26 protein-coding genes and 4 tRNA genes are annotated in these 23,356 nt (G+C 69.3%); 17 read left to right on the forward strand and 13 right to left on the reverse strand.

What is annotated here, in order from left to right:
- The first annotated feature begins 16 nt into the window (after window positions 1-16).
- On the forward strand, window positions 17-715 hold the full coding sequence (locus tag Tbon_RS01255) for an acetate--CoA ligase family protein (RefSeq protein WP_158065927.1): 699 nt from the start codon (window positions 17-19) through the stop codon (window positions 713-715).
- Between the two features lie 31 nt (window positions 716-746).
- Window positions 747-2,201, forward strand: a complete 1,455-nt coding sequence (locus tag Tbon_RS01260; RefSeq protein WP_158065928.1) for a CoA-binding protein — start codon at window positions 747-749, stop codon at window positions 2,199-2,201.
- Here the strand turns inward: Tbon_RS01260 and Tbon_RS01265 are convergent.
- The 3 genes from Tbon_RS01265 to Tbon_RS01275 are packed head-to-tail and all read right to left on the reverse strand — an operon-like array spanning window position 2,172 to window position 4,836.
- A complete protein-coding gene (locus tag Tbon_RS01265; protein ID WP_158065929.1) occupies window positions 2,172-2,930 on the reverse strand; it encodes a response regulator in 759 nt (252 codons plus the stop codon). The two genes, Tbon_RS01260 and Tbon_RS01265, sit on opposite strands and share 30 nt — an antisense overlap.
- A 50-nt stretch (window positions 2,931-2,980) precedes the next feature.
- On the reverse strand, window positions 2,981-3,631 hold the full coding sequence (locus Tbon_RS01270; RefSeq protein ID WP_158065930.1) for a Maf family protein: 651 nt from the start codon (window positions 3,629-3,631) through the stop codon (window positions 2,981-2,983).
- Entirely contained in the window at window positions 3,628-4,836 is a 1,209-nt protein-coding gene (locus tag Tbon_RS01275; protein WP_158065931.1) for a class I SAM-dependent RNA methyltransferase, read from the reverse strand. The genes Tbon_RS01270 and Tbon_RS01275 overlap by 4 nt, the downstream gene beginning before the upstream one ends.
- A 99-nt stretch (window positions 4,837-4,935) precedes the next feature.
- On the opposite strand from Tbon_RS01275, the gene Tbon_RS01280 reads away from it, so the two are divergent.
- The 3 genes from Tbon_RS01280 (at window position 4,936) to Tbon_RS01290 (ending at window position 6,432) form a co-directional block, all read left to right on the forward strand.
- A tRNA-Val gene (locus tag Tbon_RS01280) sits at window positions 4,936-5,012 on the forward strand.
- 154 nt (window positions 5,013-5,166) lie between these two features.
- Window positions 5,167-5,961, forward strand: a complete 795-nt coding sequence (locus tag Tbon_RS01285) for a hypothetical protein (protein ID WP_158065932.1) — start codon at window positions 5,167-5,169, stop codon at window positions 5,959-5,961.
- 57 nt (window positions 5,962-6,018) lie between these two features.
- The gene (locus tag Tbon_RS01290; protein ID WP_158065933.1) at window positions 6,019-6,432 is read left to right on the forward strand and encodes a VOC family protein; all 414 of its coding nucleotides are present in this window, start codon (window positions 6,019-6,021) and stop codon (window positions 6,430-6,432) included.
- On the opposite strand, the gene Tbon_RS01295 is transcribed toward Tbon_RS01290, so the two are convergent.
- From Tbon_RS01295 to Tbon_RS01310, 4 genes are all read right to left on the reverse strand, one after another.
- A complete protein-coding gene (locus tag Tbon_RS01295; protein WP_158065934.1) occupies window positions 6,429-6,812 on the reverse strand; it encodes a hypothetical protein in 384 nt (127 codons plus the stop codon). The two genes, Tbon_RS01290 and Tbon_RS01295, sit on opposite strands and share 4 nt — an antisense overlap.
- Before the next feature lie 198 nt (window positions 6,813-7,010).
- Window positions 7,011-7,898 carry a succinate--CoA ligase subunit alpha gene (gene sucD, locus Tbon_RS01300; RefSeq protein ID WP_158065935.1) on the reverse strand — a complete coding sequence of 296 codons (888 nt, stop codon included), beginning with the start codon at window positions 7,896-7,898 and terminating at the stop codon, window positions 7,011-7,013.
- Between the two features lie 103 nt (window positions 7,899-8,001).
- A complete protein-coding gene (locus Tbon_RS01305) occupies window positions 8,002-9,615 on the reverse strand; it encodes a CYTH and CHAD domain-containing protein (protein WP_158065936.1) in 1,614 nt (537 codons plus the stop codon).
- Between the two features lie 42 nt (window positions 9,616-9,657).
- Window positions 9,658-10,437 carry an SDR family NAD(P)-dependent oxidoreductase gene (locus Tbon_RS01310; RefSeq protein WP_158065937.1) on the reverse strand — a complete coding sequence of 260 codons (780 nt, stop codon included), beginning with the start codon at window positions 10,435-10,437 and terminating at the stop codon, window positions 9,658-9,660.
- Between the two features lie 128 nt (window positions 10,438-10,565).
- Here Tbon_RS01310 and Tbon_RS01315 point away from each other — a divergent pair, with 128 nt between their 5' ends.
- A complete protein-coding gene (locus tag Tbon_RS01315) occupies window positions 10,566-11,753 on the forward strand; it encodes a CaiB/BaiF CoA transferase family protein (RefSeq protein ID WP_158065938.1) in 1,188 nt (395 codons plus the stop codon).
- Between the two features lie 84 nt (window positions 11,754-11,837).
- Here the strand turns inward: Tbon_RS01315 and arsM are convergent, their stop codons facing one another.
- Together arsM and Tbon_RS01325 are read right to left on the reverse strand one after the other, a co-directional pair.
- Window positions 11,838-12,701, reverse strand: coding sequence for an arsenite methyltransferase (gene arsM, locus Tbon_RS01320; RefSeq protein WP_225734664.1), 864 nt, complete (start codon window positions 12,699-12,701; stop codon window positions 11,838-11,840).
- Window positions 12,702-12,754: 53 nt separating this feature from the next.
- On the reverse strand, window positions 12,755-13,393 hold the full coding sequence (locus Tbon_RS01325) for a uracil-DNA glycosylase (protein WP_192498044.1): 639 nt from the start codon (window positions 13,391-13,393) through the stop codon (window positions 12,755-12,757).
- Between the two features lie 19 nt (window positions 13,394-13,412).
- Here Tbon_RS01325 and Tbon_RS01330 point away from each other — a divergent pair, with 19 nt between their 5' ends.
- From Tbon_RS01330 to lipB, 5 genes are all read left to right on the forward strand, one after another.
- Complete coding sequence (locus Tbon_RS01330; RefSeq protein WP_158065940.1) at window positions 13,413-14,333, forward strand: SMP-30/gluconolactonase/LRE family protein; 921 nt, start codon at window positions 13,413-13,415, stop codon at window positions 14,331-14,333.
- Between the two features lie 130 nt (window positions 14,334-14,463).
- Window positions 14,464-15,300: an FAD-dependent thymidylate synthase gene (gene thyX, locus Tbon_RS01335; protein ID WP_158065941.1), complete on the forward strand. Its 837-nt coding sequence runs from the start codon at window positions 14,464-14,466 to the stop codon at window positions 15,298-15,300.
- Between the two features lie 48 nt (window positions 15,301-15,348).
- A complete protein-coding gene (locus Tbon_RS01340) occupies window positions 15,349-15,528 on the forward strand; it encodes a hypothetical protein (protein WP_192498045.1) in 180 nt (59 codons plus the stop codon).
- A 146-nt stretch (window positions 15,529-15,674) separates the two neighbouring features.
- Complete coding sequence (locus tag Tbon_RS01345) at window positions 15,675-16,832, forward strand: lipoyl domain-containing protein (protein ID WP_158065943.1); 1,158 nt, start codon at window positions 15,675-15,677, stop codon at window positions 16,830-16,832.
- Window positions 16,833-16,839: 7 nt separating this feature from the next.
- Window positions 16,840-17,547 carry a lipoyl(octanoyl) transferase LipB gene (lipB, locus tag Tbon_RS01350; RefSeq protein ID WP_192498046.1) on the forward strand — a complete coding sequence of 236 codons (708 nt, stop codon included), beginning with the start codon at window positions 16,840-16,842 and terminating at the stop codon, window positions 17,545-17,547.
- 201 nt (window positions 17,548-17,748) lie between these two features.
- Here lipB and Tbon_RS01355 read toward each other — a convergent pair whose 3' ends face one another.
- The 4 genes from Tbon_RS01355 to Tbon_RS01370 form a co-directional block, all read right to left on the reverse strand.
- Window positions 17,749-18,498, reverse strand: coding sequence for a YebC/PmpR family DNA-binding transcriptional regulator (locus Tbon_RS01355; protein WP_158065945.1), 750 nt, complete (start codon window positions 18,496-18,498; stop codon window positions 17,749-17,751).
- A gap of 110 nt (window positions 18,499-18,608) precedes the next feature.
- The gene (locus Tbon_RS01360; protein WP_158065946.1) at window positions 18,609-19,151 is read right to left on the reverse strand and encodes a hypothetical protein; all 543 of its coding nucleotides are present in this window, start codon (window positions 19,149-19,151) and stop codon (window positions 18,609-18,611) included.
- Window positions 19,148-20,326 (reverse strand): hypothetical protein, encoded by a 1,179-nt coding sequence (locus tag Tbon_RS01365; protein WP_158065947.1) that lies wholly within the window; start codon window positions 20,324-20,326, stop codon window positions 19,148-19,150. Before Tbon_RS01365 ends, Tbon_RS01360 begins: the two co-directional genes overlap by 4 nt.
- Before the next feature lie 36 nt (window positions 20,327-20,362).
- Entirely contained in the window at window positions 20,363-20,920 is a 558-nt protein-coding gene (locus Tbon_RS01370; RefSeq protein WP_158065948.1) for a winged helix-turn-helix transcriptional regulator, read from the reverse strand.
- 184 nt (window positions 20,921-21,104) lie between these two features.
- Between Tbon_RS01370 and Tbon_RS01375 the strand changes: the two genes are divergently transcribed.
- From Tbon_RS01375 to secE, 6 genes are all read left to right on the forward strand, one after another.
- A tRNA-Thr gene (locus tag Tbon_RS01375) sits at window positions 21,105-21,179 on the forward strand.
- A gap of 40 nt (window positions 21,180-21,219) precedes the next feature.
- Window positions 21,220-21,306, forward strand: a tRNA-Tyr gene (locus Tbon_RS01380).
- A 40-nt stretch (window positions 21,307-21,346) separates the two neighbouring features.
- A tRNA-Thr gene (locus tag Tbon_RS01385) sits at window positions 21,347-21,422 on the forward strand.
- Between the two features lie 61 nt (window positions 21,423-21,483).
- Entirely contained in the window at window positions 21,484-22,683 is a 1,200-nt protein-coding gene (tuf, locus tag Tbon_RS01390) for an elongation factor Tu (RefSeq protein ID WP_158065949.1), read from the forward strand.
- A 32-nt stretch (window positions 22,684-22,715) separates the two neighbouring features.
- Window positions 22,716-22,883 carry a 50S ribosomal protein L33 gene (rpmG, locus tag Tbon_RS01395; protein WP_098503691.1) on the forward strand — a complete coding sequence of 56 codons (168 nt, stop codon included), beginning with the start codon at window positions 22,716-22,718 and terminating at the stop codon, window positions 22,881-22,883.
- A 5-nt stretch (window positions 22,884-22,888) separates the two neighbouring features.
- Complete coding sequence (secE, locus tag Tbon_RS01400; protein ID WP_158065950.1) at window positions 22,889-23,233, forward strand: preprotein translocase subunit SecE; 345 nt, start codon at window positions 22,889-22,891, stop codon at window positions 23,231-23,233.
- Window positions 23,234-23,356: the final 123 nt, after the last annotated feature.

The raw sequence follows: 23,356 nt of genomic DNA on the forward strand, positions 1-23,356 counted from the left end.
TTTCCGCGAGGCGTTCATGTCGTTCGAATCCGTGCTGGCGCAGGCGCGCGCCGAGGGGCGCACCCTGCTGACCGAAGTTGAGGCGAAGTCGCTGCTGGAGGAGGCGGGCGTGCCGGTGGCCACCACGACGCTGGCCCGCACCCGCGAGGAGGCCCAGGAGCAGGCCGAACGGCTTGGGTACCCGGTGGTGCTGAAGGTCGTCTCGCCAGACATCGCCCACAAGTCGGACGTCGGCGGCGTGAAGCTGAACCTGGCCAGCCGTGAAGCTGTCGGCCAGGCCTTCGATGAGATTCTCGCGAGCGCGGCCCAGGCTGTCCCCGGGGCGCGCATCACCGGGGTGGCGGTCCAGCACATGGCGCCCCAGGGCACCGAGGTGATCGTCGGCATGACGACTGACCCGCAATTCGGGCCGGTCATGATGTTCGGGCTGGGCGGCATCATGGTCGAAGTGCTGAAGGATGTCTCCTTCCGGCTGGTGCCGCTCGAGGAGAAGGATGCGCGGGAGATGATCGACGAGATCAAAGGGCGCCCGGTGCTTTCCGGGGTGCGCGGGCAGCCGCCGGCCGACATCGATGCGCTGACCCGGACGATCCTGAAGGTCTCGGAGTTCGTCGAGCAGCACCCGGAGGTGAAGGAGCTGGACCTCAACCCGGTGTTCGCCTACCCGGACGGGGCGCTCGCGGTGGACGCCCGCATCATCATCGGCGAGGCATAGGCAGGCAGGGGCCTGCCGGGAGGGCAGCAGCATGGCGGTTCCGGGGCACCGGCTCGACCGGATGTTCAACCCGAAGGTCGTGGCCGTGATTGGCGATAAGGGGCCGGGCTACATGTGGCTCCACAACAACCTGCCGCTCAAGGAGCGCGGCGGTCGACTCTATTCGGTCCAGCTGGATGAGAAGGAGATCCCCGGGATTGAGGCGCTCGGGGTGCAGAACTTCAAATCGGTGCTGGAGGTCCCGGAGCCGATTGACTATGCACTCGTCGCGGTTCCGCGGCAGGTTTCGCCGTACGTCTTGAAGGACCTCATCGCTGCAGGGGCGGGCGGCGCCGGGTTCTTCACCTCGGGGTTTGCCGAGACGGGCGAAGAGCTTGGCATCCGGCTCCAGGAGCAGCTGGCGAGCATGGCGCGGGAAGCCGGTTTCAACCTGGTTGGGCCGAACTGCATGGGCCTCTACCTGCCGAAGGCCGGGGTGCGGTTCAACGTCGACGCGCCGGTCACCGACGCGGGCGAAATCGGCTTCCTGAGCCAGTCGGGGACCCACGGAATTATGTTCAGTTTGGTGGCGGCGGCGAACGGGATGTACATCAGCAAGTGCGCCTCGTTCGGGAACGCCATCGTGCTCGATGTCTCGGATTACCTCGAGTACCTGATGCTCGACGACGAGACAAAGGTCATCGGGATGTACGTCGAGGGGGTGAAGGACGGCCGGCGGTTCTTCGCGACGCTGAAGGAGGCTTGCCGGCGGAAGCCGGTGGTGGTCTGGAAGGGCGGACAGACGGAGGCCGGCGCCCGGGCGACGATGTCGCACACGGGCTCGCTGGCCGCGCCGCAGGCGGTGTGGGACGGGATGATGCGCCAGTGCGGGGCCATCACCACGAACAACCTCGACGAGACGATTGATGCGATGAAGATGCTGCTGCGGTCGAAGACGCCGCGTGGCGACGGCATGGCGCTGCTGGCGCAGACCGGCGGTCAGTCCGTTTCGATGACCGACGCGTTCGCGAAGGCGGGCCTTCGGGTGCCGCGATTCACCGACGCCACGTACGCCGCGCTCGGGGAGTTCTTCAACATCGTCGGGGGGAGCTACCAGAACCCGCTGGATATGGCCGGGACGATCCAGGGGAACATGGAGACGCTCGACCGCATCCTGCGGATTGTGGATGCCGATCCGAACGTCGACGGCATGGCGATGGAGCTCTCGGCGCTGTTCGCCGCCCGGCAATGGAAAGCGAAGCCGGAGACGCTGGACCGCACGATCGCGACGCTGGCAGACCACATGGCACGCTCGGAGAAGCCGTTTGTGGCAGTGCTCCACCCGGCCCACGAAGCGGAGTACGTGGCGAGCATCATGCCGAAGTTCAACGACGCAGGCGTGCCGGTCTTCCAGAGCTTCGAGCGTGCGGCGGCTGCGTACCGCCGGGCGCTCGACTTCGCGCGAAGGCAGGGGCCGTCAGCTGTCGCCAGTTCCGCCGAGGTTTGAGAGGCTCCGCTCGGCTTCGTCGACGCTTTCGAGCTTCACAATCCCGCGCTTGAGGGCGTAGCGGATCAGGTCGGTGCGGGACCGCGCCTTGAGCTTTTCCATGATGTGGGCCTTGTGCGCCTCGACCGTCTTCACGCTGACGACCAGCTCATCGGCAATCTGCTGGTTGGTGCGCCCCTCGGCGATGAGCTGGAGCACTTCGCGCTCGCGGGGCGTAAGGGTGTCGAGCGAGCTCTTCCGCTCGGGCCGGCGGGCCTGGAGCTGAAGCTCGGCGATATCGAACCCCTCGGAGAGGGCTGCGGAGTAGTACTGGTTGCCCCGGTGGACGGTCTGGATCGCAAGGATGAGCTCGGAGACGTCGGAGTTCTTGACGAGGTAGCCGGAGGCGCCGGCACGGATGGCGCCGGTGATTTGCTCTTCATCGACAAAGCCGGAGAGGATGACCACCTTCGTTGACGCCGATGCGCGCCTGACCTGGCGGGTCGCTTCGATACCGTTCAGCCCAGGCATGACAACGTCCATCAGGACGACGTCGGGGCGAAGCCGCTCGACAGCGAGGAGCGCTTCGCGGCCGTTTTCGCAATCGGCGACGACTTCGATGCCGGGGTGCGCTTCCAGCAGCATGCGGAGGCCCTGCCGGATGACGGCATGGTCATCGACGACGAGCACGCGTACAGGCCGCGAACCGCCGGCGGGGCTCCCCCTCCCGGTCGAGCGGTTGGTGCTCATGCGGGCGACTCCTTCGGGGCGGGAATACGCCCCGGGTGCAAAGCGCCAGTCTACTCCGTCTGTGTTGCCTGCCAAGGGGGCACAGCAGCGGGCCGGGCCGGACAGTCGGCGCAGCGGTCGAAGCGGCGGGTTGGCGGTGCGGGTGCGCAGCCGAAGAGGTCGAGGAGGCGGTACAGGGTCCAAAGGGGGAGGCCCATGACACCGCAGTAGCAGCCTTCGAGGCGGGCAACGGGCCGGACGTCCTCATGCTGGATGGCGTAGCCGCCGGCCTTGTCGAGGGTGCGGCCGGACGCTGCGTAGGCCTGGACGACGTCGTCGGGGAGGTCGGCCATGAAGACGGTCGAGATTTCGTGGTCGATGGCGGTGCCTTCGGGCGCTGCGACGGCGACGGCGGTGACGACCTGGTGAGGCCGGCCCCGGAGTTCGCGGAGCATGGCGACGGCTTCGGCGGTATCGGCGGGCTTGGCGTAGAGGTGCAGGCCGCGAAAGACGACGGTATCGCAGCCGATGACGACCGCATCGCGGTAGCGGCGGGCGACGGCCTCGGCCTTGGCGTACGCCAGCTGGCGGGCGCAATCGACAGCATCGCCGGCCAGGTCCTCGGCAATGTCGGCGGCATCGACGGTAAAGTCGTCGAGCAGGGCGGCAAGCAGCTCCCGGCGGCGCGGCGACGCGGACGCCAGGACGACGTTCCGGCTCATGCGGCGGGCCACTCCAGCCGGCTGACGCATTCGATGTGGCCGGTCTGGGGGAACATGTCGAGCGGGGTAACGTCGGTCAGGCGGTAGCCGCCATCGACGAGGACACGGAGGTCGCGGGCGAGGGTGGCCGGGTTGCACGAGACATAGACGACAACGCGCGGCCGGAAGGCAGTGATCGCTGCAAGGACCGGCGGGGCGCACCCCGGCCGGGGCGGGTCGAGGACGATGGCGTCGGGGTGGTCCTCGAACGCCGGGAGGATGTCCTCGACCTTGCCGATGCGGATGCGGGCGTTCTTCACGGGGCCGAGATTCACCTTCGCGTCGCGGGCGGCGCTGTTCGACTCCTCGATGGCGATCACCGAGTCGAAGCGGTCAGCGAAGATACGCGCAAAGGTGCCGACGCCGGCGAACGCATCCACCAGCAGGCGGCCCCGGGAGGGAAGGGCCTCGCCGACCAGGCGGACCATCTCTTCGGCCTGGGCGGTGTTGACCTGGAAAAACGCCGAGGCGCTGACGACGAAGTCGTGACCGGCGAGCCGCTCAAGATAGCTGGTTTGACCGGTGGGGAACGGGACGCCCGGGACCGCGGGGTTGACCAGGAACGAGCCGGTGGCTGCCGAGTGGCGGACCTGGATTTGATGCAGACCAGCGCCGTGTCCCTGGAGCTGGGGGAGGATTTCGTTGACCCAGGGGTCGGCGATTGGGCAGTGCTCGACCTTCAGGAGGCCGTGACCGCGGCGGGAGATGAACCCGACATCGCCGAATTTCTTGCCGGTCGAGAAGCGGACGTGGTTGCGGTATCCCCAGGGTTCCCGCGCGCCGACGATGGGGCGCACGACGTCGTCGTCGAGGCCGCCGATGCGCTGAAGCTGTTCCCGGACGACGGCCTCCTTCGCGCGGAGCTGGGCGGGGTAGGCCATGTGCTGGAGCTGGCAGCCGCCGCATTCGCCGAAGAGCGGGCAGCGGGGTTCGACCCGGTCGGGCGAGGGCGCGATAACGCGGGTGGTGACGGCCTCGAGGTAATCGGGGTACTCGCGTTCGACGACGGCTGCGACGAGTTCGCCCGGGGCTGCAAACCAGGTGAAGACGACCCGGCCATCGGGCGCGCGGGCGAGGGCAGCGCCGCCGAAGACGAGGCTTTCGGCACGCAACGTGAGCGTGGTCGGCTCCGGCGGTGTCTTCCAACGGTGACCGCGGCGAGGCATATGGTCAGGGTAGGGGCCGCCGGGGACACGCGCGAGGGCGGGCCGGGGCGGCGCCGGAGTGGCGCCGTGGCCGGTGCCGGCGTATGCTATCGGCAGCGTGGGCGGTTAGCTCAGATGGTTAGAGCGCTGCGTTGACATCGCAGAGGTCACTGGTTCGAATCCAGTATCGCCCACCAGCCCACGCTCTCATCGCTTCGCCGGCGCCACACGCGCCGGCGTTTTGCTGAGCGGCGGCGGCCGCCCTGGGGCCCGGGCACCATCGGAGGGGTACGAGGTACGATGAGGCGTGCCCGGGGGCGCCTGACGGAGCGGCGCGGTAGACTCGGGGGCATGCACCGGTTCGTTGTTCTGCTGATGCTCGCTGCAGTCATTGGCGCGCTCGCTGCGGCGCCCGGCGCGCCGTGGCGAACTGCCCGGGCCGAGGACGGCCCTGTTTCGATGGTGGTCGAGCCGCAGCTCGATGGCAGCCAGTTCGTCACCGTCGTGTTCCACGCGCTCGACCGGGACGGGTTCTGTCAGCCGCCCCCGGGCGCCGTCAGCCTGCACCCGGTCCTCAATATGCCGGTGGATTTCATCATCGAGGCGGGGGACGGGGTCATCATCGAGACCAGCTCGGGCGGGATTGCCCCGGGACGCCAGGCAACGGGCGTCCGCACCTTCTCGACTGCGGCGAACGCCGCGGCCGGGAGCCCGGTACGGAGCTTCCCGCCGCTGCGCGACGGCGTCGCCGATGAGTGCCAGGCGTGGGTGCGGATTTCGCAGAGCATTCCTGGCCCGCTCCGGGTGCTGGTCCTGGCGCCGGGCGACGGCGGCGGCCAGGTGGGCTGGGTGGCCGAGGCCGGCCGGGAGACCGCGACAACGGTGCCGCTCCAGTTCCGGTGGACGCTGGTGACCTGGACCGGCCCGGCGACAGCGCCCGCGCAGGCGCTCCAGGGCGTGAGCGGCGCGCAGGTGACCGCCATCTACGGATGGGAGACGGCGAGCCAGGCGTGGCTGGCGTACTTCCCGGCGGGGGCGAATGTGCCCGGGGCGAACACGCTCACGTCGCTCGAGCCGGGGAAGGCATACTGGGTCGCCATCGCAGGACCGGGAGGCGGCTCCTGGCGGATGCCCTCGGCCCGTTGACGCTCGTGAGCGCCCGGAGGTAGCCTGCCCGGACGCCCTTGTGGGCCGGAGGTTTCCATGCCCGGATACGGTGTGATTCCCGCGCTCCGGTTTCGCGACCTCGAGGAAGCGGTCCGGTTCTACGTCGATGTGCTCGGCTTCGAAATCCGGCGCGGAGACCTGGCGGAGGGCAATATCTCAGTACGCTTCGGCGCCGCGCAGCTGATGCTGGAATCAGCAGCAGCAGAGTTCTACGGCACGGCGTACAACCAGGCGATCCGCCAGCGGGCAGGAACCGCGGGCCCGAACGCCCTTTACATCGAAGCGGAACAAATAGACACCCTGGCGCAACGGGCAGCCTCGGCAGGGGCGCGGATACTGGACCCGCTCGCTGAACGGCCGTGGGGACAGCGGGAGTTCACCGTGGAAGACCCGGCAGGGAACTGGCTGACGTTCTGGAAGTCCCTGGGCGGCGCGAATGGCGCGACCTAGTCGAGCGCTTCCGGAAGTGACAGCCGGGCGAAGGCGAACTCGGCCTCCTGGCGTGCGGCGCGGGCGATCTCCCGGGTAAACCGCGCAAGGCGGGCGCGGTCGGCGAGCGCGTCGTCGGCGGCACGAAGAAGCTCCCACGCTTCGACGAGCACCGCCCGAAGGGATTGCTCAATTGCGCGGCCTGCCGGGAGGAGTTCCGGTTCGAGCACTCCGCCGGGTTCGAGTTCGCGCGCGAGCGTATCGAGACGGAACTCGATGGCGAGGGCGCAGTCGCGGACAGCTTCGCGGACGGCCCGGGGGTCGCGGGCCGATTCAAGCCGGCGCACGGCGCCGAGCAGCGAGTCGACGATGCGCGGGGCGGCAGATTCGGACGCAGCCATGGTGCCTCCTCGAAGACCGGAAGGCCCGGCCCCGGCGCCGGATAGGCCGGAGCGGGCCGGTACGGCGGGATGGCACGATGCTAGCCGACCGGGATGGCCAGCGTGTGAGCGGCAGGCGGCCGGCGGCGAAAACGTAACACAACTGGAACAAACGGCCCCGTCGCGGGCGCCGCTTTCCGACGGAGAGCGCCGGAGACGTCAGCGGAGCAGGCCGCGCTCCGCGAGGATGCGCTTCATCGTGGCGCCGATATCAGCGGGCGAATCCGAGACGACGGCGCCGGCGGCGCGGAGGGCCGCCTTTTTGTTCTCCGCCTTGCCGTCCTCGCCGGAGATGATGGCGCCGGCGTGGCCCATGCGGCGGCCGGGAGGCGCGGTCGCGCCGGCGATGAAGGCGACCACGGGCTTCTTCACGTGCTCCTTGATGTAGGCGGCGGCTTCCTGCTCGGCGGAGCCGCCGATTTCGCCGACCAGCACGATGGCGTCGGTATCCGGATCTTCGTTAAGCATGCGGACGGCCTCGGCCTGGCGGGTGCCGATGATGGGGTCGCCGCCGACGCCGATGCAGGTACTCTGGCCGATGCCCTCGGCAGTGAGCTGCGCCACGACCTCGTACACCAGGGTGCCGGAGCGGCTGACGACGCCGACCCGCCCGGGCATGAAGACATCGCCGGGCATGATGCCGACGCGGGTCTTTGTACCGGGCGTGATGACGCCGGGACAGTTGGGGCCGATGAGGATGCTGCCCGTCGACTGGAGGGCAGCCTTCACGCGGACCATATCGAGGACCGGGATGCCCTCGGTGATGCAGACGATGAGCGGAATTTTCGCGGCCGCAGCCTCGAGGATTGCGTCGGCGGCGCCGGGCGCGGGGACGAAGATGATGCTCACGTTGGCGCCGGTCTCACGGACGGCCTGGTCGACCGTGGTGAAGATCGGCACACCGTCCTGCTGTTCGCCGCCGCGCTTCGGGTGGATAGCGGCGACGACATTGGTGCCGTAGGCGATGGAGCGGCGCATATGATTGGCGCCTTCGGTGCCGATGCCCTGCACCAGCAGGCGGGTGTTCTGATCGACGAGCACTGCCATGTGGCGAATTCCCGGGTGACGCGATTTCCGATTTCCGTCCGCGCGACGCGACGCCGGCTCAGGGTGGGTTCGGATGCCCGGGAAAGCATACCGACTGCCGCTGCTAGGAGCGACCGGCGGCTGCGGCCGGGGCCGCCTGAGGCGACGCCGGGCGCTGCGCTTCCATCAGGCGGAGCAGCTTCTTCCATTCCGGGCCGGCAAGCTGGCGGTAGACCGACGGGAACTTCGCGCGGAGCTCCTCGGCGTGGGCGCGATAGCGCTCGGCGAGCACGCCCATGGCCATCAGGGTGCCGGGTTCGAGGCGGCGGCCTGCACTGGCGGCAAGTTCTTCCAGCATCTCGATGGCCACGTACGCATCCTGGTGGAGGCCGAGCAGGTCCTGGAGCGCCGTCACGCGGGCGCTGAATTCGAGCGCTGGCTTGCCGTAGATGCCGTTGCCGACGAACTCGAGGGCGTAGCGGAGCTTCTTGGCTTCGATGCGGAGGAGGTGGTACGCCTCCGGCGGGGAGGTCTTCTTGATGCGGTCGCCAAGCTTGCGGACCTTCCGGTAGCGGCGCTCGACGAGGTCGGGCGCGACGGCAAGGACCGGCGTGCGGCCCGGGGCGAACGATTTCGGCGGCCCTGCGCGGAGGACAGCGGCGAACCGGGCGCAGAGCCGCTCGTAGCGGCGCGAATCGAGCACCTGCAGCATCCGGCGGCGGGCGGCGGCACGCCGCTTGCGGAGGAGCGCCTCGATGCCGTCGAGCAGGTGCACGCGGTCGGCCGGGAAGCTTGCGCGCCACTCTTCCATCCGTTCGAGCTGGACATCGAGGTCGCGGACCTCGCCGAGGGCGCGGGCGACCTGCCCGAATTCGTCGCGGAAGGCGAGCATGCGAGCGGTGAGGAACGGGCGGAAGACGGCCATTGCAGCGCGGAGTCGGCGGGTCGCGACGCGCATGTCATGGAGCGCCTCGATGTCCTCGCCGAGGCGGGTGCCGGGCTCGTTGAGCAGGAAGACGCGGAACTGGCGGCGCAGCACGGCATAGGCGACCTGTCCGACGGTCATCGACGGTTCGACCGTTTCCGGGCCGAAGGACGGCGGCTCAGGCGGGCGCTGGCCGGTCGCAACCAGTGCGGCTTCGAATTTGGAGGTCGCGGCAGGGCCAAGGCTGCACGCGGCGACGAGCGCATCGACGAACGGGCGGGCGCGGTCGAGAGCGGCGGCATCGACTTCGACCTCGACCCGGGCGAGGCGCACGGGCTCGTCGTCCGTCACGGGGATGGTGGTGTCGTCGAGGGCGATTTCACCGAGGGTTCCGTCGGCGTCGGCGAGGCTGAACCTCTGGCGCGTCGTGACGAGCCGGAAGAGCGGCGCAAGCGGCTGGCGGCCGCAGAGGGCGCGGAGGGCCTCGCCGGCTTCGCCGGGCGCCGCTTTCGGGTCAGCGTCGGGCGCGGGCAGCGCGGCGGTGATCTCGCGCCGGGTGCGGATGCCATCGCGGGCTTCGGCCATCGATTTGAGCGTCAGCTCGGCGCCATCGCCCCTCGAGCGAACGCGGCAGGTATACCCGGCACGGTGGATGCGCCAGTCCGGGGTATCGAGGTAGGTGTCGTCGAGGGACTGGGTGCCGCGCGGCTCGACGGTGTAGCCGGGCGCGACGTGCGACTGGAGCCAGCGGAGCACCGGCCGGGTATCGAGGGCGGCGAACTGCCATTCGACTTCGAGGGACGAGGATGTCACCGGGCCATGATACCCGCGGGCCTGCGGAGGTGCGTCAACGGTTCAGGCGCGGCGGATGGACAGGCCGCCATCAACGGGAAGCGCGACACCGGTCACGAAGGATGCTGCGGGGAGTGCGAGCGAGAGGGTCATGTGCGCGACCTCTTCGGGCAGGCCGTAGCGCCGGAGGGCGGTGCGCTGGCGGGCGTACTTTTGTTTGTCCTCCTCGGGGATGGCTTCGGTCATGCCGGTGCGGATGGGACCCGGGCAAATGCAGTTGACCGTGATGCCCTCTTTGCCGAACTCGAGGGCGAGCGAGCGGGTGAGCCCGACGACGCCGTGCTTGGCAGCGGTGTAGGCGCTGTGGCCGGGCGTGGCGCCGAGCCCCTCGGTGCTCGCGATGTTGATGATGCGCGGGCTGGACGACCGGCGCAGGTGGGGCAGGGCGGCGCGGATGGTGTACGTCATCGCGGTGAGGTCGACGGCGAGGGTGCGGGCCCAGACCTCGTCGTAGTTTTCTGCTTCGAACGGGACGGCTGCGGAGATGCCGGCGTTGTTGACGAGGATGTCGAGTCCGCCGAATTCGGCGGCGACATCGTCAACCAGGCGCTGGACGGCGGTGCGGTCCGCGACGTCGCAGGCCCACGCCCGGGCAGTGCCCCCGGCGGCGCAGATCTCGGCGGCAACGGCCTCGACCGGGGCCTCGTTGATGTCAACTGCGGCGACGCGTGCGCCTTCGTCGGCGAAGAGGATGGCGGTGGCGCGGCCCATGCCGCTGCCGGCGCCGGTCACCAGGGCGACTTTGCCTTCGATGGAGCGGCTGAGCTGGCTGAGACGCGGCATGACGGCCTCCGGGGCGGATTTACGCGAGGTCTACCCGCAGCGGAGCGCGGGTGCAAGCGGTTGCGCGGGCGGGCCGGCGCCAGCATGCTACCGGCACAGCTTTCGCCCCTGCAGGAGACAAACGACCCATGGTGATGGCACTCGACGGCATCAAGGTGCTGGACCTTTCCCGGCTGGCGCCGGGCCCGCATTGTTCGATGCTGCTGGCGGATTTTGGCGCGGACGTGACGCTGGTGGAGGCCGTGCCCGGCGCTTCAGCGAAGCTCGGCACGACGGGAGTTCGGCGGAGCGAGGCTGCGGAGCGCGCGGCGGCGTTCAATGCCCTCGGGCGCGGGAAGAAATCGATCGCGCTGAACCTGAAGGAAGAGGAGGCGCGAAAGATCTTCTACCGCATGGTCGAAGGCGCGGATGTGGTGATCGAGGGGTTTCGGCCCGGGGTGGTGAAGCGGCTTGGGGTCGACTACGACACGCTGTCGGCGATCAACCCGCGGATCATCTGCTGCTCAATTTCGGGGTTCGGCCAGACGGGGCCGTACGCGAACCTGGTCGGGCACGACATTAACTACATCGCGATTGGCGGGGCGCTTGGGGTGACGGGGCGGCCGGGGCAGCCCCCGGCGATCCCGGTGAACCTGCTGGCGGACTTCGCCGGAGGCGGCCTGACCGCCGCGTTCGCCATCTGCCTGGCGATTATCGCGCGGGAGAAGACCGGCCGCGGCCAGTACATCGACGTGGGCATGAGTGACGGGGTGCTGTCGCTGATGACGAGCGCCTTCAGCCACTACTTCTCGACGGGGCAGCCGATCCGGCCGGGCGAATACCTCCTGAACGGCGCAGCGCCGTTCTACAACACGTACCGGTGCAGCGACGGACGGTGGTTTTCGATCGGGAGCATTGAACCGCACTTCTGGGAGAACCTTTGCCGCGTGCTCGGGACCGAGGACCTGCTGCCGCACCAGTTCGACCAGCCGAAGTGGCCCGAGATGATCGAGCGGTTCGCGGGGATCTTCGCGACGAAGACGGCCGACGAGTGGATGGCGATTATGTCGCAGTACGACATCTGCGCGGCGCCGGTGCTCGAGATGGAGAACGTGGTAACCAACGAGCACAACCTCGCCCGGGGGATGGTCATCGAGCTGGACTCGCCCGTCGGGAAGGTGAAACAGATCGGCGTTGCGCCGAAGCTGAGCGATACGCCCGGGATGCCGCGTTCGACGGCGCCGCTCATCGGGCAGCACACGGACGAAATCCTCGGCGGGCTCGGTTTCACGGCCGAGCAGATCGCCGACCTCCGCAGCCGCGGGGTGGTGGGGTAGGCACTCCGCCGGGTCCCGGGAACGACAGCGCGACCGCTCCCGTGGGGGAGCGGCCGCGTGCCATCCCGGGTGCGTGCCGGAAGGTCAGCAGATGCCGCAGCCGCACCCGTCTTCGGACGCTGCGGGCTTGCGTGCGGTAACCGCCGCGGAGGCGATGCCTTTGCCGCCGGGGTACTCGGTGGCCACGGAGGCGACGTCGACGAAGCCGGCGGCACGGATGTGGTCGAGGTACTCCGATTCGAGCAGCGCCCCGGCGATGCAGCCGGCCCACTTTTCCATATCGGAGCGGATCTCCTCCGGGACGGGGCGGGTCCAGACGATGTCCGAGACCTGGAGGCGGCCGCCGGGCTTCAAAACGCGGAAGGCTTCGCGGAAGACCCGGGGTTTATCGGGCGAGAGGTTGATGACGCAGTTGGAGATGATGACATCGACCGACTCGTCGGCGACCGGGAGGTTTTCGATTTCACCGAGGCGGAACTCAACGTTGGACGCCCCGACCTTCTCGGCGTTCTTGCGGGCGAGGCGAATCATCTCGGGGGTCATGTCAACGCCGATGACGCGGCCGGCGGGGCCGACCATCTTCGCCGCGAGGAAGCAGTCGATGCCGCCGCCGGACCCGAGGTCGAGCACGACCTGGCCGGGTTCGAGGGCGGCGATAGCAGTCGGATTGCCGCAGCCGAAGGCGACATCGGTGACCGTTGCCGGCAGGTCGGAGATGTCGGCGTTCCTGTAGAGGTCGGCGATGCGGGAGATGACGACGTCATCCTGGGCGAGGCTTTCCTCGCCGCAGCAGGAATTCTCGGCGGGGGCAGCGGGGGAGCAGCAGGAGGCGGAATCGACGAGCGGGAGCTCCTCGACCGTCTCGGCGCGCTGGAGGACGGGCAGGACGCGGCTGGCGTAGGCGCGTGCGACCTGTTCGCGGATTTCGTCGGGGCCGGGTGTGGACACGGGGTGCCTCCAGAGAAGGATGGTGTTATCGTAATTTTTCGATGTCACCGCTGTCAACGGGAATGTTCGATATCGGCAGCGGCAAGCGAGCGGACGAAGTCGCCGAGGGTGCGCCAGTCGTCGAGCTGCCGCTCGAGGGGGCGGTGGATCGCCGCGCGGGCGCCCGGGTGGTACAGCGGGAAGAGCACCAGGCCACCCCAGTCGCGCGGGCGGGCCACAGCGTCGCGGAGCCGCGCACCGTGGGGCCGGAGCTGTTCGAGCGCCGCGAGCGCGGTGGTTCCGAGCGGGACAATGACCGCAGGGCGGACGTGGTCGATGGCTGTCGCCAGCCAGGATGCGCAGGCGCGGATTTCGCCGGCTGAAGGCCGGCGGTTGCGGCCGCGCGAATCCAGCGGGAGGCAGAGGACCGCGTTCGTAACGGCGACGCCGGATGGGTCGAGGCCGGATGCCGCGAGGAGGGCAGCGAAGCGGGCGCCGGCGACATCTCCGACGAAGGGCCGCCCGCTGCGGGCCGCACCCAGCCGCCCGGGGGCCTCGCCGACGAAGAGGACGGGCCTCGGCCCGCCGGGGAGGTCGAGGACGGCCGAGCCCGGGACGACGCCGGGGCAGCGGCGGCACGCGCGGCAGGCAGCAAGGGCGGGCGGCAGCGCGGGCTGGCAGTGTTCACCGGGGGCGGCGTAGGATGCGGCCATCTCGACGGAGGGTGCATGCGTGGAGCCTCGGATTGTGGCGACCGGCCTTGAATTCCCCGAAGGGCCGGTGGCGCTGTCGAACGGCGACGTCATCGTGACGGAGATTGCGGCGGGGCGGCTGAGCCGTGTCAAGCCGAACGGGACGGTCGAGGTGCTGGCCGTGACCGGCGGCGGGCCGAATGGCGCCGCACTCGGCCCCGACGGTGCGCTGTACGTCACGCAAAACGGCGGCTTCCAGTGGCACCGCCGGCCGCTGCCGGACGGCTCGATGGGGCTCTTCCCCGGGGAGCAGCCCGCGGACTACACGGGCGGGGCGATCCAGCGGGTGACGCTCGCCGGCGAGGTGAGCACGTTGTACACCGAGTGCAACGGCATCCCGCTCAAGGGGCCGAACGACCTCGTCTTCGACCGGGAGGGGAACTTCTACTTCACCGACCTTGGGAAGAACCGGCCCCGCGAGAAGGACCGGACCGGCGTGTACTACGCCTCGCCGGACGGGAAGTTCATCCGGGAAATTATCTTTCCGATGGAAGGGCCGAACGGCATCGGGCTGAGCCCCGACGAGAAGACGCTGTACGTGGCCGAGACGCCGACGGGGCGGGTGTGGGCGTACGACGTGCAGGCGCCGGGGCAGGTGGCGAACGGCCGGGTGATTGGGACGGTGCCGGGTGCGCCACCGTTCGGCTACTCGTTCTGCGACTCGATGTGCGTCGACGCGGAGGGCAATGTGATCGTGGCGACGATCCTGAACGGCGGGCTGACGATGTTTTCGCCCGATGGGTCAACGGTGCGGCATTTCCCTTGCCCCGACCTGCTGACGACGAACGCGTGTTTCGCCCCGAACCTGACGTCGCTGTACGTGACCCTGAGCTCGACCGGGCGGCTGGGCGTGTTCGATACCTGGCCGACGAGGGGCCTCAAGCTGAATTTTGCGATCTGACCGGCCGCTCGAAACGGGGAGCTCACGGGCGCTTTTATCTGCTTTTGCTATTCTGTTTGCGACGAAGCGTCCCACCCGACGATAACGGCTTCCGCCGGGGCGCGGCCTGCCGCACGATGCGTGTGCAACCATGGCGATTGCCGTCACGCTCCTCTCGCACAGTCCCGACCCGATCCGGTCGCTGTACATGGCGTACCGGACGTGCTACTCGTCGCTGACGCCGCAGCAGGTGGCCGCGCGCATCGCCGACGAGCGGATTTCGAGGGAGACGATGCTCGCGTTTGTCGAGGAGCGGCTGAAGACCGGGCACACCTCGCCGCTCGAACAGGTATGGTTCGAATTCGCCATCTCGGGTGTGAGCCGGGCGTTCTCGCACCAGTTTGTCCGCCACCGCGTGGGCATCAGCTTCGAACAGCAGTCGCAGCGGTACGTGACCTACAAGGGCGGCCGGTTCCCCTACACCGTGCCGGAGACGGTTGAAAAGGCCGGGCTGGCCGGCGAGATGGAGCGGCTGTTCGAAGAAGCGGGTGCGCTGTACGAGCGGATGGTCGCCGCCGGGGTGCCCGCCGAGGATGCCCGGTTTCTCCTGCCTAATGCGACGAACACGAACTTCAAGGTGACGGTCAATCTGCAGTCGCTGCTGCACATCTGCGACCTGCGGCTCTGCACCCGGGCACAGTGGGAGTTCCGCAAGGTTGCGGCCCTTATGCGGGCCGAGGTGATGAAGGTCGAGCCGGTGCTGGGGCGGATGCTCCAGCCGAAGTGCGGGGAGCGGCGGCTCGGCTACTGCGACGAGGAGTACGAGGCGTGGGAGGCCTGCCCGATTGGACGGGTCCGCCCGCACAAAGAGGTGCTGTTCAAGGTCTATGAGTCGTACCGGCGGGGCGAGCTTCAGCCGCTCAGGGATGAGGACTTCCGCACTATCGAGTCCGCCGCGGAGCCGCAGCCAGACCGGCCGCCCGGCTGACGGCGGGGGCGGGTGACCCGGGGGCCGCGGTTCGGGAGGCTGGGGCCGGTGGTGCTCGGGGTGCTCGGCGCGGTATCCGTCGGTGCCGGGCTCCTCGCCGGTCGGGAAGGCCTGGTCGTCATTGGCGTAGTGGCGCTGGCCGGTGCGGCGGTCGCCGGCGGGACCGGGAAGCTGGGGCGCCGGGCTGATGGCGGGGAAGAGGGCGGACCTGACGGCCCCGAGCGGTAGGGAATGCGCAACCGGACGGCAACAACATCGTCACGACACCGGCAGCAGCGCGGCGGCCGGCGCACGTAGGCGGCGGTGCGGGAGCGGCCGATCCTGAACACAGGGGGTCCGCAGCATGCGGGAGGTTGAGCCCCCGGGAGTGCCCTGTGGTCGCGCTCGTGGCTGTTCCAGACCTTGGACGCGAGATGGTCGGCGGGCTGGTCGCGGAGTGGTATCGGCCGGACGGCGCGGAGGTTGCGCCAGGCGAGCCGGTCTGCAGGCTGGAATGCGACTTCATCGCCTTCGACATCGAGGCCGAGGGCGCCGGGGTGCTGCGGCACCGCCGGCCGGCCGGGAGTATCGAGCGGAAGGGCACCATCCTCGGGGTGATCGTCTCCCGGGGCGAAGGGCTTCCGCCGGACGAGGAGCTGCGGGCGCTGGAGGCGCGTGCAACGGCGGCGGTCGAGGCGCCGCCCCCGCCTGCCGGCCGGGTCGCAGCGCCGTTCGAGCATGCGCCAGCATCGCCGGGGGCGGACCGGATGGCCGCCGCGGCAGGGCGAGGAGGCACGGCCGAGACCGAGCCGGCGGCCGTGGTGGTGCCGTTCCCGGCGCGTGGCGCGCGGAGTGAGACAGAAGCAGACGGGCGCGCCGAGCCGCTCGCAGAACCGGGCGGGGCGATCCCCGGCCTGCCGCTCTGGGAAGAGGAAGAAGCGACCGCGCGGGCCGATGCCGAGGCATCGACAGGGCGGGAGGAGGACGGGATGCCGCCGGAGCCTGCCAGCCGGTTTGCGCGGATTGCCGAGGAGGCCGCCGCGACCGCAGAGGTGCTCAGCGCCCACGTGTGCGTTTCGTGGGCGCGTGCGCGCGAGGCGGCGGCAGCGCTCGCCGACGAGTGGCACCCGTTCGGGCCGAAGCCGACGGTCGAGGACCTGGCCGTCCGCGCGATTGCACGTGCGCTTGCCGAGGCGGGGCTCAACGCCGGGCCCGCCGGCGTGGTGGTGGTGGAGCCGAATGCGGACCGGTCGTTCGCGGTCGAGAACCCGCTTGACGAGGAGTTCCGACGGATGGTGCAGGCGCGGGCCGACGGCGGGGGCTCCTTTGAGCGGGCGGAGTGGGTGGTGGTCTCGTTGATGCCGCTGGGTGTCGAGCGGCTGGAACCGCGACTTTCGGGCGGGCGGCTGGCGTTCGGGCTCGGCGCCGGCCCTGAGGGGCAGGGGACCATCACCATGCGCTACGACAGCATGCTCTTCGGGGAAGGAGACGCCGGACGTGTCCTTGCTCGGGTACGCTCACTGGTGGAAAACCCGTACCGGCTCTGGGGGTAGGAGAACCGTGGCAACCGCAGACCCACCGGGACGCAGCGTGGCGGTCTACCACCTCGGGACGACCAGCTATGGGGAAGTGCACCGGCTCCAGCAGCGGCTCCAGGCCGCCCGCAGGGCGGGGTCCGGGGTGGATACGCTGCTGCTGACCGAACACCGGCCGGTGTTTACGCTCGGCCGGAGCCACCCGGTGCCGAGCCTCCGCGTGGCGGAGGAGGTGGTGCGGCAGTACGGCATCGAGATTGTGCCGACCGAGCGCGGCGGGGACATCACGTACCACGGGCCGGGGCAGCTGGTGGCGTACGGCATCATCGCGCTGAAGGGCTGGGGGATGGGCGTCACCGAGTACGTGAGCGGGCTCGAGGAGACCGTCATCGGCGTGCTGGCGGACTGGGGCCTCAGGGGCGAACGGTCGGAGCGCGGCCGGGGCGTCTGGGTCGAAGGCCGGAAGATTGCGTCGGTCGGGCTCAATGTCCGGGGCTGGGTCACGATGCACGGGATCGCGCTGAATGTGGATACCGACCTCGGGCATTTCGAGCTGATCAACCCCTGCGGGATGAACGACGTCGAGATGACGACCATGGCGGCAGAGGTCGGCCGCCAGGTAGCGCTTGACGACGTGGCGGAGGCGTTCGTCTTCCACTTCGGGCGGGTATTCGGGTGCGCTGCGAAGCTTCAGCCGATCCCGGGACGGGAAAAGGCGCAGCAGGGCAGGTAGGAACGGCGGCCCGACTCCGGGGAGCGCCCAGGGGCATTCCCCGATTTCTCTGTGCCGCCAGGAACCTTCGGTCAGCTGCGGGCGTTTCCCTGTGCAGGAGGGCACAGTTCGATGGCACGGACCGTGAATGCGCTCGCGCTGTTCGCGACGCTCTACGCAGCGGTGATTCTCATGCGGGTGGTCGACTGAGCCGAGCCCGCATCACCCGGCGTAGGAGGCGATGGCTTCGTCGCTGAAGTCGGCGTTGGAGTAGACGCGCTGGACGTCCTCGAGGTCCTCGAGGGCTTCGATGAGGCGGAGTGCCTGGTGCGCCGTTTTCTCGTCGAGCTCGATGGTCGTCTTTGGGATCATGGCGAAGTCGGCGTTTTCGACCTGGTAGCCGGCGGCCTCGAGCTGCCTGCGGACGGATTCGAGGGCAGCGGGGTCGGTACGGACCTCGATGACATCGCCCTGGACGTCGACGTCTTCGGCGCCGGCGTCGATTGCCTGGAGTGCGACCTCATCGGGGTCGCGGCCTTCGAGCGGGATGGTGATGATGCCGCGGGGTTCGAACTGCCAGGCGACGGAGCCGGTTTCGCCGAGGCTGCCGCCGGCCCGGCTGAACTGGTGGCGGACCTCGGAGACGGTGCGGTTGCGGTTATCGGTGAGGGCAGAGACGAGGATGGCGATACCGCCGGGGCCGTAGCCCTCGTAGGTGATCTCGTCGAGCTGGTCTTCGCTCGCGCTGCCGGTGGCCCTGGCGATGGCGCGTTCGATGTTGTCGTTCGGCATGTTGGCGGCGCGGGCGCGCTGGACCGCGAGCCGCAGCTTGAAGTTCGCGGCCGGGTCGGGGCCGCCCTGCCTGGCCGCCTGCATGATTTCGCGGGTGAGCTTGGTGAAGAGGGCGCCCCGCTTCTGGTCGTTGGCGCCCTTCTGGCGCTTGATCTGCGCCCACTTCGAATGGCCTGCCATCGGTCGTGCTCCGGTGGTGGGGTGACGTGGTCTGCACCGAGTGTACCGAGGCGAGCAGGTTGCGGCGAAATCGGGCTGCGGGGAGCGGCGCCGGGCGCCGGGTCCGGAGCCTAGATCGAGCGAACGCCGTCGACAGCGAACCCGGCAGCGATGACCACCGCGAGCCCCGCCGCGAGGCGCGCGAGTCCGTCGGCGAGCTGACCTGCTGCGCCGAAGCGTGCCGCGGCGAGTGCAAGGGCGCCACCGACTGCGGCGAGCGCCCCGGCGATTGCCCAGCCGGCGCTCTCTCGCGCAGCAATGACGAGGACGGCAGCCAGGCCTGCGGGGCCGAGCAGGACCGGCACGGTGAGGGGCACAAGGTCGGCGAAACGGGAGGCGGGGTCGAACGGGAGACGGAGGGGGCCGAACGCGATCGTGGCTGCGCCGGAGGCGGCGATGACGACCGCGGCTGCGACCAGAAACGACTCCGGTTCGACGGACAGCGCATCGAGGATGCTGTCGGCGAAGGCGGCAGCGAGGGCGTAGCAGGCGGCGGAAAGGGCGCCGGCAGCGATGAGCTGGCGGGGCGCGGGGCTTTCGCCGCCAAGGCGCGCGGCTGCGGCGAAGGGATTCAGGGCGGCGACAATTGCAATCACAGCGACAAAGGGAGTCATGGCGGATCCTTGCCGGAGAGAACCAGGGATGCGAGGAGGAGCGCTGAGAGCGCGTGCTGCTGGTCGTCCATGCGGGTGACGCCTTCGGTGAACCAGGCGCCCGTCGCGCGGACGGAGTTGGGCGCTGCCGCGGCGCGAGTGCCGGCCACCTGGCGGTCGCGGAGCATCCCGGCGACGCAGGCGAGGCGTTCGTCGATGGCGGGACGGAGGCGGGCGAGGCGCGGGTCGGCGTCGGCGGCCTGGCGAAGGCCGGCGAGGCCTTCGCCCCAGGTTCCCATGCCGGCGGCGCGCGCCTGCCGGCCATGGAGGAGGCGGGAGAGGGCGGTGTCGCGGCGGGCCGATTCAGCGCGCACGAGGAGGCCGAACCGGGCTGCGAGCGATTCCAGGTAGCGAATCTCCGATTCGGCGAGGCCCCAGGACGCCATTTCGCCGAAGCCGTAGGCGGCCCACTGGTCGGCCCAGGGCGGGAATTCGAGGCCTTCGACGCGGTCGCGGTCTTCGGCGAGGTAGCGGGCCGTGCGGCGGGCGGCCGCATCCCATCCTTCGCCGGGGAACAGCCGGTGCATCAGCGTGAGCGCCCAGAATGCTTCGCCGGTGGCGTACTTCGAGCGCTCTCCCGGGACCGGCTGGAGGGTGCCGGGGTCCCAGCGGTTGAGAAAAGCGCCGTCGGGGAGCTGGAGGGCGAGCATCCCACGGGCGAGGTCGCGCATGAGGGCATCGTAGCCGGGATCCGCGGTGGCGATGCGGCGCTGCGCCAGGGCGGCCAGCATGAGCGCGGTAGCGCCAAGGGGAACGCTGCCGCCGGCCGGGTCCCGGAGGCCGGCCCAGTCGGCGTGGCGGTAGAGGTTGCGGAGCATCCAGCCGAGGCCGCGGTCGGCAGCAGGCAGGACGGAGGGGTCACCTGCCGCGGCGAGCTGGTAGAGGGACATCGTGACGCCTGCATGGCGGACGACGTTGTAGCCGAAAAGGTCGGTGTTTTCGGCGAGAGAGTATTCGTACACGTACGAGCCGTCGGGGTACTGGTTCGCCTCGATCCAGGCTGCGGCGGCCCGGGCCGACTCGAACGCTTCGGCGGGGGTGACCGGTGGGCAGTGCTGCGGCGCGAGGAGCGTCAGGCGGAGTACGGCAGCTCCCACAGCCCAGGCGGCGACGGTGAGGAGGAGCGGCCGCTTCATGGGCGGTGGAGGATACCAGCCGGAGCACGATGGGTGCTACAGCGCGACAGCGGCTTCTGCGGCCCGGCACAGCCGGTCCATAACCGGAAAGAGTTCGAGTCCGCGAGGCGTGAGCCGGTAGAGCGAGGATGGCGGGTAGGTGTGTTCAACGGTGCGCTCGATGAGGCCGGCGGCCTGGAGGTCTTTCAGCGCGAGCGTGAGCGCCCGGGGGGTAATGCCGGGGAGTTCGGCCCGCAGCTGGTTGAAGCGGGATGCGCCGCGCCCGGCTGCAACGAGGACGAGCATCGGCCACTTCTTCAGGGCAAGCTGGACGAGGTCCATGGCGACGACGGCCTCAACTGCTTCGATGCAGGAGGCGCCGACGGCCTGCCCGGCCGGCGTGAGCGAGCAGATAGCGCCGCGGGGCGCGGGTTCGCGGCAGAGGACGCCAGCCAGCTCCAGCCGGCGGATCGTATCGGCGAGGGTATCGCGCGCTGCGTTGAAGGCTTCCTGGAGCCGGGCGACCCGCTGGGGCCCATCGCGGTAGAGCCGCGCGACGGTCGGCACCGACCAGCGGTAGTGGAAGAGCTGGATGGCGGGGAGAAGCGATGACAACGAGCACCCTGCGGGAGGAGCTGCCTGCAGTCGGTTTGTACACCGGGTATACTAAAGCTGCAAGCCGGACCGGGAACCGGAGGGAAGGCTTGCCAATGGCCGGCGGCGGCATCATACTTAGAGCTTGATCCGCTGCGGCGGATCGTTTTTGTGTTGGAATCCGCTGGGGTTCCCGGGAGGATTCGCCCGGGTGGCGCAACGGCAGCGCATCCGATTTGTAATCGGACGGTTAGGGGTTCGAATCCCCTCTCGGGCTCCAACACAGACGGCCCGGCGGCGCAAGCGGCCGGGGGTGCCATGGAGAGATGGCCGAGTGGTTAATGGCAGCAGACTGTAAATCTGCCGCGCTTCGCGCTTCGTAGGTTCGAATCCTACTCTCTCCACCAACCAGCAACCTGCGACCGGCGGCACAACCGCCGGGTGTCTGCCCTCATAGCTCAGCAGGCAGAGCGCGTTCTTGGTAAGAACGAGGTCTCCGGTTCGAACCCGGATGAGGGCTCCAGTGTGGATTCCCGGCGGCGGCGCCGCCGTTCCAAACCAGGCCCGGAGGGCAAAAGGAACCCATGGCGAAGGCGAAATTTGAGAGGACGAAACCGCACGTCAACGTAGGGACGATCGGGCACGTTGACCACGGGAAGACGTCGTTGACGGCGGCGATCACGAAGGTGCTCGCCCTGAAGGGGGAAGCGGAGTACCGGCCGTTCGACTCGATCGACAATGCGCCGGAGGAACGTGCGCGCGGCATCACGATTGCGATTGCGCACGTGGAGTACGAGACGGACAAGCGGCACTACGCGCACGTCGACTGCCCGGGCCATGCGGACTACATCAAGAACATGATCACCGGTGCGGCCCAGATGGACGGGGCGATCCTGGTGGTGGCCGCGCCCGAGGGGCCGATGCCGCAGACGCGGGAGCACGTCCTCCTGGCGCGGCAGGTGGAAGTGCCGGCGCTGGTCGTCTTCCTGAACAAGGTGGACATGATGGAGGACCCGGAGCTCCTCGAGCTGGTCGAGCTGGAGCTGCGGGAGCTCCTGACCTCGCAGGGCTTCCCGGGCGATGAAGTGCCGATCATCCGCGGCTCGGCGCTGAAGGCGCTGGAGTCGACCTCGACCGACCCGAATGCGCCCGAGTACAAGTGCATCTGGGAGCTGATGGATGCGGTCGACAACTACATCCCGACGCCGGTGCGGCCGCTCGATAAGCCGTTCCTGATGCCGATCGAGGACGTTTTCGGCATCAAGGGGCGCGGCACGGTGGTGACCGGCCGGATCGAGCGCGGGGTGGTGAAGGTCGGCGACGAAGTGGAGATCGTCGGCCTGCGGGAGACGAAGAAGACGACCGTCACGGGCGTCGAGATGTTCAAGAAGATGCTGGACGAAGGCCAGGCGGGCGACAACGTCGGCTGCCTCCTGCGCGGCATCGAGCGGGATGAGGTGGAGCGCGGGCAGGTGCTCTGCAAGCCGGGGAGCATCAAGCCGCACACGAAGTTCGAGGCCCAGGTGTACGTCCTCTCCAAGGAAGAGGGCGGGCGCCACACCCCGTTCTTCAACGGCTACCGGCCCCAGTTCTACGTCCGCACCACCGACGTCACCGGCACCATCCACCTCCCCGAGGGCGTCGAAATGGTCATGCCCGGTGACAACATCACCATGACCGTCGAACTCATCCAGCCCGTCGCCATCGAAGACGGCCTCCGCTTCGCCATCCGCGAAGGCGGCCGCACCGTCGGCGCCGGCGTCGTCACCAAGATCCTCGCCTGAGGGCGGGCCTTCGGGCAGGAGGGAGAAGCCACATGGCGAAGAATAAGGGGGACCGGATCATCATCCACCTCCAGAGCACGGAGGGGCCGGTGTACCGGTACACGACCCAGAAGAACCGCCGGAACGATTCGGGCCGGCTTGAGCTCAAGAAGTACCACCCGGGGCTGCGGAAGCACGTCCTCTTTCGGGAGACGCGGTAACGCCAATGGCACGAGCACAACGCCGGCGCGCGGCGACCGTAGCGCCGGACGGTTCCCAGCCAGCCGAAGGCCCGCGCCCTGCGCGGACGTCGCTGCCGCGGCCCCCGGCAACGCCGGGGCCTATCGCGCGGCCCGAGGCGCCGAAGCGGAGCCCGTTCGGCTTCCTTAAGCGGCTCCAGCCGCGGTTCGTGGCGGATATCATCGCCGAGCTGCGGAAGGTGACCTGGCCGTCCTTCCAGGAGACGCGCTACCTGACCATCGTCGTGGCAATCGTCGCCGTGGCGATGGGGCTCTTCCTGGGGGCGGTGGACCTGCTCTTCGGCTGGATCATCGAGAGGCTGTTCTTCTAACGATGACCGACGAACAGAAGCCGATAACCGCGCTCTCCGGCATCAGCCCCGACCAGCCCAGTAAGCGCCCGGCGCGGCGCCGCAAGTCTGAGGACGAGCTCGAGCAGGAGCAGCTCACCGACG

This window comes from Tepidiforma bonchosmolovskayae, assembly GCF_008838325.1.
Taxonomy (GTDB): domain Bacteria; phylum Chloroflexota; class Dehalococcoidia; order Tepidiformales; family Tepidiformaceae; genus Tepidiforma; species Tepidiforma bonchosmolovskayae.